13 protein-coding genes are annotated in these 12404 nt (G+C 70.7%); 8 read left to right on the top strand and 5 right to left on the bottom strand.

Going from position 1 to position 12404, the window contains the following annotated elements:
* Nucleotides 1–57: 57 nt before the first annotated feature.
* Together ACFY2X_RS12785 and ACFY2X_RS12780 are read left to right on the top strand one after the other, a co-directional pair.
* Complete coding sequence (locus tag ACFY2X_RS12785) at nt 58–1017, top strand: alpha/beta hydrolase (protein ID WP_389936759.1); 960 nt, start codon at nt 58–60, stop codon at nt 1015–1017.
* 120 nt (nt 1018–1137) lie between these two features.
* Nucleotides 1138–1404, top strand: coding sequence for a mycoredoxin (locus ACFY2X_RS12780; RefSeq protein ID WP_389936755.1), 267 nt, complete (start codon nt 1138–1140; stop codon nt 1402–1404).
* Nucleotides 1405–1412: 8 nt separating this feature from the next.
* Here ACFY2X_RS12780 and nudC read toward each other — a convergent pair whose 3' ends face one another.
* Complete coding sequence (nudC, locus tag ACFY2X_RS12775) at nt 1413–2390, bottom strand: NAD(+) diphosphatase (protein ID WP_389936751.1); 978 nt, start codon at nt 2388–2390, stop codon at nt 1413–1415.
* Between the two features lie 301 nt (nt 2391–2691).
* Here nudC and ACFY2X_RS12770 point away from each other — a divergent pair, with 301 nt between their 5' ends.
* The 4 genes from ACFY2X_RS12770 to ACFY2X_RS12755 are packed head-to-tail and all read left to right on the top strand — an operon-like array spanning nt 2692 to nt 8214.
* Nucleotides 2692–3861 (top strand): acetyl-CoA carboxylase biotin carboxylase subunit family protein, encoded by a 1170-nt coding sequence (locus ACFY2X_RS12770; RefSeq protein ID WP_389936747.1) that lies wholly within the window; start codon nt 2692–2694, stop codon nt 3859–3861.
* The gene (locus ACFY2X_RS12765; protein ID WP_389936744.1) at nt 3858–5468 is read left to right on the top strand and encodes an IucA/IucC family protein; all 1611 of its coding nucleotides are present in this window, start codon (nt 3858–3860) and stop codon (nt 5466–5468) included. The genes ACFY2X_RS12770 and ACFY2X_RS12765 overlap by 4 nt, the downstream gene beginning before the upstream one ends.
* Nucleotides 5465–7021 (top strand): IucA/IucC family protein, encoded by a 1557-nt coding sequence (locus ACFY2X_RS12760; protein ID WP_389936741.1) that lies wholly within the window; start codon nt 5465–5467, stop codon nt 7019–7021. The genes ACFY2X_RS12765 and ACFY2X_RS12760 overlap by 4 nt, the downstream gene beginning before the upstream one ends.
* Nucleotides 7018–8214 (top strand): type III PLP-dependent enzyme, encoded by a 1197-nt coding sequence (locus tag ACFY2X_RS12755; RefSeq protein ID WP_389936738.1) that lies wholly within the window; start codon nt 7018–7020, stop codon nt 8212–8214. Before ACFY2X_RS12760 ends, ACFY2X_RS12755 begins: the two co-directional genes overlap by 4 nt.
* A 64-nt stretch (nt 8215–8278) precedes the next feature.
* Here ACFY2X_RS12755 and ACFY2X_RS12750 read toward each other — a convergent pair whose 3' ends face one another.
* Nucleotides 8279–8785, bottom strand: coding sequence for a GNAT family N-acetyltransferase (locus ACFY2X_RS12750; RefSeq protein WP_389936735.1), 507 nt, complete (start codon nt 8783–8785; stop codon nt 8279–8281).
* 141 nt (nt 8786–8926) lie between these two features.
* Here ACFY2X_RS12750 and ACFY2X_RS12745 point away from each other — a divergent pair, with 141 nt between their 5' ends.
* Nucleotides 8927–9247: a DUF6247 family protein gene (locus ACFY2X_RS12745; RefSeq protein WP_389936731.1), complete on the top strand. Its 321-nt coding sequence runs from the start codon at nt 8927–8929 to the stop codon at nt 9245–9247.
* A gap of 44 nt (nt 9248–9291) precedes the next feature.
* Here the strand turns inward: ACFY2X_RS12745 and ACFY2X_RS12740 are convergent, their stop codons facing one another.
* Together ACFY2X_RS12740 and ACFY2X_RS12735 are read right to left on the bottom strand one after the other, a co-directional pair.
* Nucleotides 9292–10272 carry an aldo/keto reductase gene (locus tag ACFY2X_RS12740; protein ID WP_389936728.1) on the bottom strand — a complete coding sequence of 327 codons (981 nt, stop codon included), beginning with the start codon at nt 10270–10272 and terminating at the stop codon, nt 9292–9294.
* Nucleotides 10260–11186 carry a DMT family transporter gene (locus tag ACFY2X_RS12735; RefSeq protein WP_389936725.1) on the bottom strand — a complete coding sequence of 309 codons (927 nt, stop codon included), beginning with the start codon at nt 11184–11186 and terminating at the stop codon, nt 10260–10262. Before ACFY2X_RS12735 ends, ACFY2X_RS12740 begins: the two co-directional genes overlap by 13 nt.
* A 34-nt stretch (nt 11187–11220) precedes the next feature.
* On the opposite strand from ACFY2X_RS12735, the gene ACFY2X_RS12730 reads away from it, so the two are divergent.
* Nucleotides 11221–11703, top strand: a complete 483-nt coding sequence (locus ACFY2X_RS12730) for an Lrp/AsnC family transcriptional regulator (protein WP_389936721.1) — start codon at nt 11221–11223, stop codon at nt 11701–11703.
* A gap of 137 nt (nt 11704–11840) precedes the next feature.
* On the opposite strand, the gene ACFY2X_RS12725 is transcribed toward ACFY2X_RS12730, so the two are convergent.
* The gene (locus ACFY2X_RS12725; RefSeq protein WP_389936717.1) at nt 11841–12071 is read right to left on the bottom strand and encodes an ATP-binding protein; all 231 of its coding nucleotides are present in this window, start codon (nt 12069–12071) and stop codon (nt 11841–11843) included.
* Nucleotides 12072–12404: the final 333 nt, after the last annotated feature.

Raw genomic sequence — 12404 nt, 5'->3', positions numbered from 1 at the left:
AGGGCATGTTCATCCACAATGAGGATCGAACTGAGCCTGGGGGGAAGGAAGAGACCCGTGCGAACTGCGGTAACCGTGAGTGCGCTCGCCCTGGCGGCGTTGGTGATCGGATCCGCGGCAAACGCCTCCCCGGCGGCGCACGCGTCCTTGGTCTCCTCGACGGCCTCACATCAGAGCGGCGCCGCGGCCCCCGGGAGGAAGGGCGACCCGACGCCCGCCCCGACGCCGTCGTCCGACCCCCTGAGCCACGGCACCGTCATCGACACCGTCTCGTACGGCCCGCACGCCCGCCAGCGGATGGACGTCTGGTACCAGACCGACGGCCTCAAGCGGCCCGGCGTCTTCCTGATCCACGGCGGCTGGTGGTCGGCCGGTGACAAGAAATACATGACCGAGGTGAGCCGGAGCTACGCCGAGCAGGGCTACACGGTCTTCAACATCAACTACCGCCTCTCGGGTGACGCGGCCTGGCCGGCCCCTCGCACCGACACGCTCGACGCCATCGCCACCGCGCGCAGGCACGCCGCCCTGTGGTCCTTCGACCCGAACAACTACGTGGTCATCGGCTTCTCCGCCGGGGGTCACCTGGCCACCGCCGTCGGCACCTACCGGGACGGCCTGCCCGGCCTGCGCGGCGTGGTCGGCGTCTCCCCGGTGGTCTCGCCGCTCACGGCCTACAACGAGGGGGCCGACACCCTCGACGCGAACAAGCGCAAGCTGCGCGAGTCGGCCATCCGTCTCGCCGGGGGGTGCGAGCCCCGCAGGTGCTACAGGATCTGGAACAGCATGGAGGTGCCGCTCCACGCCAGCCACGGCGACGCGCCTGCCCTGACCCTGCACTCGGAGGAGGAGTTCGTGCCGGTGGAGCACAGCCTCCAGCTCAAGGAGCGGCTGCGCCGGGTCGGGGTGGACATGACGGTGCTGACCGAGCCGGGCACCGAGCACAGCGCACCGCTGTACCGGCTGCCGGGCGTGGCGGAGAAGGTCCAGGAGTGGGTCGCCGCCAGGCTCCTCTGACCGGACGGCGAGAAGGCCGGAGCGAGTCGCGGCCAGGCCTTCTCCAACCCGCGGGAAGATGATCGGCCTTCTTTTTGTTGCCAAGAGGGCCGAACATCACATGAGGGGATATTTAACGAAATGGCGCTGACTGTTTACACCACCACCTGGTGCGGCCCCTGCAAGCGACTGAAGGCCCAGCTCACCCGCGAGGGCATCTCCTATCAGGAGATCGACATCGAGCGGAACCCCGACGCCGCGCAGTTCGTCATGAGCGTCAACAACGGCAACCAGACCGTGCCGACCGTTCTCTTCGGGGACGGCACGGCCGTGACCAACCCCTCAGTGATCGAGGTCAAGGCCCGCCTGAAGGCCCTGTCCGCGGTGCCCAGCCAGAGCTCCGTCTGAGAACCTGATCACCAGTCGCCGATCAGGGATTCGCCGTACCAGGTCTCGATCAGCCTGCGGGCGATCGAGACCTCAGGCGGCAGTCGCACCTCGCCGCTCTCCAGCGCGGCCAGCAACTCGGCGCGGCTGAACCAGCGCGCCTCGGCGATCTCCTCGGGATCGAGGACGAACTCGGTCGACGCGGCCCGCGCGAAGAAGCCGAGCATCAGGCTGCGCGGGAACGGCCACGGCTGGCTGCCCAGGTATCGAGGGCCGGTGACACGCACCCCGACCTCCTCAAGCACCTCGCGGGCCACCGCGTGCTCCAGCGACTCGCCCGGCTCCACGAATCCGGCGAGCACCGACATCCGCCCCTCGGGCCACTGCGGCCCCCGCGCCAGCAGGCACCGGTCGGCGTCGTCGTGAACCAGCATGATCACCGCGGGGTCGACCCGTGGGAAGTGCTGGCTGCCGTCCTCGGGACAGACGCGCACGTGCCCGCCCGCCCGCACCTCGGTACGGTTCCCGCAACGGGGGCAGAACTCGTGGGTGGAGTGCCAGGCCTCCAGCGCGACCGCGTAGACCAGCAGCCCGGCGTGCAGGTCTCCCAGCAGCGAACCCACCTGGCGGAGCCCCGCGGTGACGGTCTGTCCTTCTCCCAGCGCCGAAGAGCTGAGCGGGGCGACGATCCGGCTGAGGGTGCCGGTGTGGGTGGCGTCCGCCAGCGGGGCCGACACGGCGAAGTAGACGACGCCTTCGGCGTCCACGCCGAGCAGGTAGCGCTCGCCTTCCGGCGCGTCGGCCGTGGAGAGCAGCACCAGCTCGACCTCTCCGCCGCTCCGCCGGACCAGCGCCTGCCCGTCGTCGACGATCACGACCCGGTTCGATCCTTCTTCCCAGGCTCGTTTGAGCCATTCGGCGTCGCCGCGGAGCAACGCCGAACGATCGATGGCACTGCGCGCAAGCAGTAGGGGTCCCAGTAGTCCTTCTTGTGTCGTGATCTCCACGCCGTCCCGCCTCCCCAAGCCGACTGCACATCCTATGCCGCAGGACGGAGACAACTTTCAGCACGTCCCATCCCACCAGGTCTCCGGGCCGAAACCACGGGCAGGCGCGGGTGGAACGGGTGGGCGCGCAGCCGGGCGCCGTCGGGCTCTCCCGGCCGCTCCGGTGGGGACGCAGGTCTCGTGCCGCCCCGCAAGAGGGGACGTATACGGTGAATACGCCATCACAGCAGCGTGGTGATCTCCATCCGGCTAGGATGCATCCGAGTTAGGTTAGCCTTACCTGATATCGGGGGTCCCTGCATTGCGGCTGTACCTCACCGCGCTCAAACCGACCGACTCGGTCACAGACGGGTTCCTCCCCGCGGCACGCACTCTGGGCTGCGACGTCACGATCCTGACCGACCGGCCGGAGCAGCACCTGGCCTCGGGGGCCGAGGTGCTCCCCTGCGACGTCCGCGACGCCAGGGCGGTCATCGACGTCATCGGGCACCACCACACACCGGACGCGATCTTCTCCAACTCCGACCACATCCAGGCGGAGACCGCCCTCGCCGCCGACTACTTCGGTCTTCCGAGCAAGGACTGGCGGGCCTGCGTCTCCGCCAAGAACAAGGCGCTCACCCGGCGAAGGCTGGCGGCGGCCGGGGTCGAGGCCGTCCGTTCCGTACGGCTGGCACCGGGCGACCCCGTCCCGCCGGACGTGCCGTTCCCCTCGGTCGTCAAGCCGCGCGAGGGCGTGGCCAGCGAGGACGTCGTGCTGGTCCGGGACGCCGGCGAGCTCGCGGCCGCGGTGCGGGCGATCCGGGACCGGCGGCCGGGCGAGGCGCTGGTCGTGGAGGAATACCTCGACGGCCCCCTGCACACGCTGGAGACGCTCGGCGACGGCAAGGACATCCGGGTTCTCGGCGGGTTCCGGACCACGCTCGGGCCTCTGCCGTACTTCGTGGAGGAGCGGCTCGACTGGGAGCCCCCGCCCGCCCAGGAGCACGTGCTGCGGGCACTGGCGGCGCTGGGCGTGGGGTTCGGGGCCTGCCACACCGAATACGTGATGACGCCGGCCGGGCCCCGGATCATCGAGGTGAACTACCGGGTGATCGGCGACCACTGCGACTTCCTCATCGGGAGCCTGCTGGGCATCCCGCTGTTCGAGCGGATTCTCGGCGTCCACCTGGGATCGGGGCTGGGAGCAGGGCTGGAGGACCCCGGCCGGGCCCGCGGGCACGGGACCGTGCTGAGCCTGGTGGCGGACCGGCCGGGGATCGTGACGGCGGCCCCGGGCACGGTCCTGCCGGACCCCGGCGACCGGGTGCGGCTCTGGCACCGGCCGCTGCGCGCCGTGGGCGAGCGGATCGACCCGAGCAACACCAACCGCGACTACTTGGGGATCATCCGGGCGATCGGCCCCGACCGGGCGAGCGTGGACGCCGCCGTCACGGCCTTCAACGCCCGCGACCCCTGGGTGATCGCATGACCGGCGGGCACCGGGTGAGCGGGCGGGAGCCGTACCTGGCGACGCGTGTCCTGAACGCGCTCCTGCGCGAGGACTACGGCAGCCTGGCCAGGCTGGTGACCCGCAGCAAGGAAGGCGTCGCCCTGGAACTTCCGGGGGGCCGCAGGGTGCGGCTGACGCCGGGTTCGCTGTTCCAGGACTTCGTGGTGGCGCCCCAGGAGGCGCTGCGCCTGGAGGAAGTGCTGCGGGCCCTCAGGGAGATCTCCGCCCCGGCCGACGCATCCGGGGTCGAGGCGTTCGTCCGGGAGTGCCAGGAGGCGCTGCGCGCCCTCGAACTCCACGACGCCCACCGCGAGGAGGTGCTCGCCCGGCTCACCGGCGGGTTCGACGCCATGCGCTATGAGACGCTGGCGGCCTTCGTCGACCACCCGGTCTATCCGACGGCGCGCTGCCGGACCGGGCTGGCGGACGACGAGCTGATGACCTACGCGCCGGAGTTCGCGCCCGCCTTCGAGCTGCGATGGGCGGCCGTGCCCCGGGAACGGGTGACCGGTGCGGCGGTGCCGGGCACGCCGGAGTTCCCGGCGGTGGGGCTGGCCCGGTCTCTCGCCGAGACCCACGTGCTGTTCCCGGTGCATCCGCTGACGGTGCCGGTGGTCGAGGAGATCCCGTGGGCGGTCGTGGGCCCGGAGCCGTACCTGCGGGTCAGGCCCACGCTGTCGATGCGCACGGTCGAGCTCTTCCGGGGCACCCACCTGAAGCTCCCGCTGACCACCAGCACTCTGGGGTTGCGCAACCGGCGGTCGATCAAACCGGACACGCTGGCCGACGGAGCGCGCGCCGAGCTGCTGCTGCGCGAGATGGCCGATCCCCGCGTGCTCCTGGCCGACGAGCAGACCTACGGCCACGCCGGGCACGAGTATCTGGGCTGGCTCGTCCGTCGGCAGCCGGTGGACGAGATCGTGCCGGTGGCCGCGCTGCTCGCCCCCTTGCCGGGTGGCGGGCTGGTCGTGGAGGAGCTCGCCGGCCGGTGGTACGGCGGGGACGTGACCCAGATGCTCACGGAGTACCTGCGGCTGCTGTTCGGGTTCAACGTGCGGCTCTTCGTCCGGTACGGCACGGCGCTGGAGGCCCATCAGCAGAACCTTTCCCTGGTGATGGGAGACGGCCCCGCCAAGTTGCTGATCAAGGACAACGACGGGCTGCTGACCTCGCCGGACCGGTTGCGGGCGGCGGGTGTCGCGGTGCCGGACTTCGCCGACGAGCGGATGCTGACCGACGATCCGCACGCGCTCGCGGACGTGTTCGTGACCATCACCCTGCACCTCGCCGCGGCCGCGGTGGCGTTCGGCGCGCTGCCGCCGCCCCAGGCTTCCCGGCTGGTCCGCGACGCGCTCGCGGAGGCGCTGGACGAGCACGGGGACGACCCCATGGCCAGGCTCCTGCGGGCCAGGACCCTCGACGCCGCCCGGCTCGTCGGAAAATCGATGATCACCGCGGGGACCCTGGTGGACAAGGCACGCACCGGGGCACGCGACGTGAACAAGTTCTACGGAACCAGCGGTCCCAACTACCTGCGCCAACCCCCAGCGGCCATCCAGAACGTGATCATGCGGAGGACGCCATGACCAGCCTCGCGCTCGATTCCCCAGCCGCCGTCGCCGAGGAGGCGTCGCTGGCGGCGCTGCTGCGTTGCTGCGTCCGGGAGGTGGCCGGACCGCGCGGGCAGGTCTGGCATGCCGAGCCGTACGTGCTGCTGCGCGTTGCGGACACCCTGCTGCGGGTCCGGACGCACGGCGGGCTCGCGCTGCGCTTCCAGGGGCCGCCCGAGTGGCTGGAACGCGGCTCCTGGCAGCCGCTCTCCGCGGACCTGCTCGTCCGGCTCGTCGAGACGGAGCTCGGGGGCGCCAACGAGGAGTTCGCGGACCAGGTGAGCATGAGCCGGGGCGCCATGACGGCGCTGCTCGCGGTCCGGCGGGACGCCCTCCCCCCGGCCGACCCGTGGCTGGCCTCCGAGCAGGGGCTGGTCTTCGGGCACCCGTTCCACCCCAGCCCGAAGGCGCGCGGCGGCGCCGACTGGCTGCGCTACGCCCCCGAGGCGCACGCGAGCTTCCGGCTGCGGCTGCTGGGAGTCCGGCACGACGTGCTGGCCGAGGCCGGCGACACCGGCCCGCTCGACGACCTGGGCACGGCGCCGCGCGGCTACTCGCTGCTCCCGGCGCACCCGTGGCAGCTCGACCTGCTCGCGGCCGAGCTCGCCGCCCCGCTGGCCGACGGGCGGTTGATCGACCTGGGCCACGGCTCCCACGCCGCGGTCCCCACCTCGTCGGTCCGCACGGTCTACGAGCCGCGGATCGACCGGTGCCTGAAGTTCAGCCTGGACGTCCGGATCACCAACTGCGTCAGGAAGAACTCCTGGTACGAGCTGGCGGGCGCGGTCGAGCTGACCCGGCGCCTCGAACCGGTGTTCCGGGAGCTGTCGGCCGACTTCCCGGGCACCCGCTGGCTCCCCGAACCCGGCTACCGCTCCGCCGGCCTGGGTACCCGCCTCCTGGAGGGGCTGGGGGTGATCATCCGGACCAGCCCGTGGTCGGTCTGCCGCCCCGGCGTGACTCCCCTGCTGAGCGGCGCGCTGGCCGTTCCCGGCGAGCTTCCGGCCGAACCTCTGCGCTGGTGGCGGGCCTACGTGGAGCGTGTCGCGCTGCCGGTGCTGGACGCCTACCTGACCCACGGCGTGGTGCTCGAACCCCACCTGCAGAACGTCCTGATCGGTGTGGACGCGGCGGGGCTGCCGGTGGAGGCCGTCTTCCGCGACATGGAGGGCACCAAGCTCGTCGCCGGCCGCCACGACCTGTCCGGGGTGCCGGACCGGGTCGCCGAGGCGCTCACCTACGACCCGGCCGGCGGCTGGAACCGGGTGCTCTACTGCCTGATGGTCAATCACCTCACCGAGATCGCCGCCTCCCTCGCCGGGCCCGGCTCGACGCGGGAGCTGTGGGCGGTGGTCCAGGAGGTGCTGGCCGGATACGCCGACGCGCGGGGATGGCCGCAGCCGCTGTCCGACCTGCTGGCCGGGGCGCCGCTGCCGGCCAAGGCCAACCTCTCGGTCCGGTGGGCCCGCTCGGCCGACCGCTTCGCCGAGTACGTGCCCGTGGCGAATCCTCTGGCGGTGCTCTCTTGACCCCGGACGTCCCGTTCCCGAACGTCCCGATCGTGGACGGCGCGATCCCGGACGTCCCGGCCGCGGACACGCCGGTTCCGAACGTCTCGGTCTCGGGCACCCCGGCCTCGGTCCCGGCCGCGCCGGTCACGGACGGCCTGGCACCGGGCGACCTGCCCGCCTACGTCTACGACCTCGGTTCGCTCGACGAGCACGCGGCGGCCGTACGGGCGGCGCTGCCGGGAATCGAGCTGTACTACGCCGTGAAGGCCAACCCCGACCCGGAACTGCTGCGGGTGCTCGCCCGGCACGTGGACGGCTTCGAGGTCTCCTCCGGGGGAGAGCTGGCGCACGTGCGCGGGCTGTTCCCCGGCGTTCCCGTGGCCCTCGGCGGCCCGGGGAAGACCGACGCGGAGCTTTTCGGCGACGTCACCCGGCTGCACGTGGAGAGCCCGGGCGAGCTGCGCCGTCTTCTGGCGTCGGGACGCTCCGCCGACGTGCTGCTGCGGGTCAACCTCGACGTGCCGGTGGACGAGGCGTCACTGACCATGGGCGGCGGCGCGACCCCGTTCGGCATGGACCCCGCCGGGATCGCCGAGTGCGTGGCGCTGCTCTCCGGCCAGGACACGGTACGGCTGCGCGGGATCCACGCCCACCTGGCCAGCGGGCTGGAGGCCCCCGCGCTGCTGGAGCTGGCGGCGGCCGTACTGGACTACGCCCGGACCCTCGGGGTGAGTGAGATCAACCTCGGCGGCGGCATGGCGGTGTCGTACGACGACCCGGACACGCGGTTCGACTGGCGCTCGTACGGCGAGGGCCTGGCGAGGCTGCGCCGTCCCGGCGAAGTGCTGCGGATCGAGCCGGGACGGGCGCTGACCGTCTACTGCGGCCGCTACGTGACCCGGGTGATCGACGTCAAACGGGTCCACGGCGAGCTGTTCGCCGTGGTCGCGGGAGGCACCCACCATCTGCGCACACCCGCCACCAAGGGACACTCCCAGCCTCTGGCCGCGCTGCCGCCGGGTGAGCCGGTCACCATCGTCGGCCAGCTCTGCACGCCCAAGGACGTCCTGGCCCGCCGGGTGCCCGTGAGCCTGGCCGCCGGGGACGTGGTGGAGTTCACGATGGCCGGAGCCTACGCCTGGAACATCTCCCATCACGACTTCCTGATGCACCCCAAACCGGGCTTCCACTACGTGCGGGCGAGGACGTAGCGGGACCTCCTGGCGGGGCGGCCGGGCCGCGTTCGCCTCCACCGCGGGCGCACCGGTCCGTGTGTCATCCACCACGGACGGACAGGTCGCACTGCATGAGCACGGTGTCGATCCAGCGGCCGTGCTTGTGGCCGACGCCGCCGAGCCTGCCCGCGTGGGTGAACCCCAGGGCCCGGTGCAGCGCGGCGGAGGCGTCGTCCCCGGTGTCGGCGATGACCGCGACCACCTGCCGGGCCCCGGCCTTCGCGCATCCGCTCAGCACCGCCTCAAGCAGCGCGCGCCCCCACCCCTTGCCCGTCCAGCCGGGCGCGAGGTAGACGCTGTCCTCCACCGTGTGCCGGTAGGCCGGTTTCGGCCGCCAAGGGCTCGCGTAGGCGTATCCGGCGATCTCCCCGTCCACATCGACGACCAGGAACGGCAGGCCGCGATCGGACAGGTCCGCCAGCCGTCGCCCCCAGTCGGGCACGGTGGGCGCGACCTCGTCGAAGGTGACGACGGTGTCGGTGACGTAGTGGGCGTAGATGGCCGTAACGGCCTCGAGATCGCCGGGGGTTGCGGGGCGGATGGACACGGGTTCTCCATATACCGATCAAGATCACTTAAGGTGGTCGAAGGACGTAGGTGATCGTTGAGGAAATCAAGAAGAATCATGCGGCTGTCTGGCGTGAACCGTACCCTGAGGGGGCAGGACGGAGCGAGGAGGAGGCTCCTGATGACTGCCCAGCCCCACGAGCAGGGCATCATGCCAGCGATCGACAAGAAGTTCGCGAGCGTCCGTAAAGCGCTGTTCCACCCTGACGACATCGCGGCGTTCGATGCCGGGCTGGCCAAGCTCACCTCCACCAGCCCGATCGATCTGATGTCCCTGGACGAATTCCTGGAATCGTGGTGGCGCACCGCTGTCATCGCCAACTACGACCGTGAAGACTGGCACCGGATCCTGGATGTCAGCGAACGCATTCAGCGAGGAGAGCCACCGCGAGGGCGTGACCTCGCCGAGGTCCTGCATGAAGTGACGGTCATTGGCCATTGACGGCACAGGTTTTTCGCTCCCCGGAGGGCGACCGCAGCAGTTCCTCAGGCGTGCCCGAGGATCTGGTGTGGCCGGTAGGGAGCCTCAAGGCGGATCGCTTCGGCTTCGCTCAGACACACCTCCACCGCCGCGATCGCGTCGTCCAGATGACCCACCTTGGTCGCCCCGACTATCGACGCGCTCACCGCGGGCCTGCCGAGCAGCCATGCGAGGGCGATCTGAGCCGGGGGGAGGCCACGCTCGTCGGCGACCGCGCACACCGCGTCGACGACGTCGAAGTCGGCGTCTTCGTACATGGTCTCAGCCAGCGGGTCGCTACCGGCCCGGACCGTCCGCCGCTCGCCACCGCGCGTCCGGCTCCCGGAGAGCAGCCCGCGAGCCAGCGGGCTCCACGGGATGACGCCCACGCCCTGGTCCAGGCAGAGGGGGATCATCTCTCGCTCCTCCTCCCTGTACACCAGGTTGTAGTGGTTCTGCATGGACACGAACTTCGTCCAGCCGTTGACCTCGGCTGTGTGCTGGGCCTTGGCGAACTGCCAGGCGTACATGCTGGAGGCCCCGATGTAACGCGCCTTCCCGGCACGCACCACGTCGTGCAGGGCCTCCATGGTCTCCTCGATCGGGGTCTCGGAGTCCCAGCGGTGAATCTGGTAGAGGTCGATGTGGTCGGTGCCGAGCCTGGTCAGCGAGGCGTCGATGCCGGCCAGCACGTGCTTGCGGGACAGCCCCCGGTCGTTCGGTCCCGGGCCTGTGGGGAAGTAGACCTTCGTGGCGAGGACGTAGTCATCTCTGCGCGCGAAGAGCTTCGCCAGCAGCCGCCCGGTGATCTCCTCGCTCACGCCGTCCGAATACATGTCGGCGGTGTCGAAGAACGTCACCCCGGCCTCGACCGCGCGCCGCACGATCGGCTCGGCCGCGGCCTCACGCAGCATCCACGCCCAGGAGGCGGGATCGCCGTAACTCATCATGCCCAGGCAGATCTGGGAGACCTTCAGCCCCGACGAGCCCAGCTTCACGTACCGCATTCCGTCTTGCCTTCCTGTAGTGGGGTGGCTCCCTCCTCATGAGGGGCAGCCCGAAGCTCGCGGTAGAGGGCGACCGCGAGCACGACGAGGCCGACTCCGGCGAGTTCGGCGGGTGAGGGGAACTGCCGGAGCATCACGATGCCGATCACCGTGGCCGTGGCGGGAAGCAGCGACACCAGCAGTGCGTACGTGGAACGGGCCATCCGGGCCATCGCGAGCTGGTCGCAGACGTACGGGATCACCGACGAGCAGATCCCGACCCCGACCCCTGCGGCGAGCGCGACCGGGTCGGCCAGTGCGGAAGCGGCCTGCCATACACCCATCGGCGCGACGCACACGGAGGCGACGAGCATCGCGGCGGCCAGCCCGTCGATACCGTCGGCGCCGCGCAGGCGCCGGGCGACACGGTGGGCCAGCACGATGTAGGCGGCGAACAGCGCCGCGTTGGCGAAGGCGAACACGAAACCCAGCGGTGCTCCAGCCAGCCGGATGTCGGTCAGCACATAGACGCCTCCGACGGCCGCCACGAGTGCCACGACGTTGCGAGCCGTACGAGCACCAAACGCGGCCAGAGCGACAACGGGCAGGAACTCGATCGCGGCGACGGTCCCAAGGGGCACACGGGCGACCGCCAGGTAGAAACAGACGTTCATGACCGCGAGCACCGCGCCCCAGGCGATGATCGTATGACGGCCGTCGGCGTCGAGCCGGGCGAGGATCCGCCAGGGCCGCCGCCAGAGCGCGAGAACGAGCACGGCGCTCCAGATCCGCAGGGCCGCTACCCCGAGTGGCGCGAGCCTGGAGAACAGCAGCACGGCGAAAGCCGGACCGAGGTAGTGGAAGACGGCGCTCCCAATGAAGTAGGACCATGGGGGCGCCTCGGACAGGACGGCGCGAGGGCCGGTGAGCGGCATGGCTCCATCGTCGAGCAGCCCGTAATTTGGGAGAATGGCGAATCGAAAGATCAGACCCGGGCGGGCATACGAACCCAAGGGAATCGACACCCTCGACCTTCGTATCCTCGCCGAGCTACAGGTCGACGCCAGAGTGAGCTTCGCCGAACTGGGCCGCCGGGTCGCCCTGTCGGCGCCCGCGGTGGCCGACCGGGTGCAGCGGCTGGAGGAGGTGGGCGTGATCACCGGCTATCACGCCGAGGTCAACCCGCGGGCCCTGGGCTTTCCCGTAACCGTGATGGTCCGGATCCGTCCGGCGATCCGGGAGCTGCAACGCATCTCCAAGATCGCCCAGGAGGTCCCCCAGATCGTCGAGTGCTACAGAATGACCGGCGACGACTGCTTCTACTTCACAATGCATCTGCGGGCGGTCGAAGAGCTCGAACCGATCCTCGACCTGTTCACCCCGTACGGTCACACGACCACGTCTCTCATCCACACCGCACCCGTGCCACGCCGTCCTCTGCCTCTGGAATGAGACCCGTGGCTCATGCGGTCCGGCATATGGGCTTCGGCGCCGTTCACCCGGGCCACTTCAGAGCGGAGATCGACTCGATGAGCCTGACCAGGCCGCGCTCGTCGAGGAGGTTCATCGAGCGGCGGTCAGGCATGAACTCAGGAGTGGGACGGGAACGAGTCCGCGCAACCGACGGTGCGAGGTGTGCCGGGTCGCTCGCAGGGAAGCCGCCACGCGGCCCACACCGTTTTGCCGACCTTGTTCCGGACAGGGACGACGCCCCACTGGTCGGCGAGCGCCTCAACAATCCCGATCCCCCGCCCGGAGACGGCGTCCTGGCCGAGGTCGAGCCGGTGGGGTCGTCCAGGACCGTGGTCGGTGACCCGCACGCAAACCCCCTCCGGCTGGACCGACACCAAGCCATCCCCGCCATCGGCCGAGTAACAGGCACCGGGTCGGCCGACCGGGCGCGAGAAGTACGGAAGGCTTCAAAGGCGCACGGAGCGCTTCCTATGCCTCGGTGAGGACGTAGAGCAGCGCGGCCATGCTGGTGCCACTGACAATGTCGCCCTTGCCGACCAACTCGCGAATGTCAGCGAGTGGTACCCACTCGATGCGCTCGGCCTCCCACGCCTCGGTCGGCGGGCCGCAACGACAGTGAGCGCCTTGCCGGTCGGCAGCGACACCACGGTGGACACGTCGCAGGCCGCCAACCCGGACGC

Origin of the sequence: Streptosporangium sp. NPDC000396, assembly GCF_042898655.1 — a bacterium.
In the GTDB taxonomy this organism is placed as follows: domain Bacteria; phylum Actinomycetota; class Actinomycetes; order Streptosporangiales; family Streptosporangiaceae; genus Streptosporangium.
The sequence above is the reverse complement of the archived record's forward strand: the minus strand, read 5'-3'. Positions and strand labels throughout refer to the sequence as shown.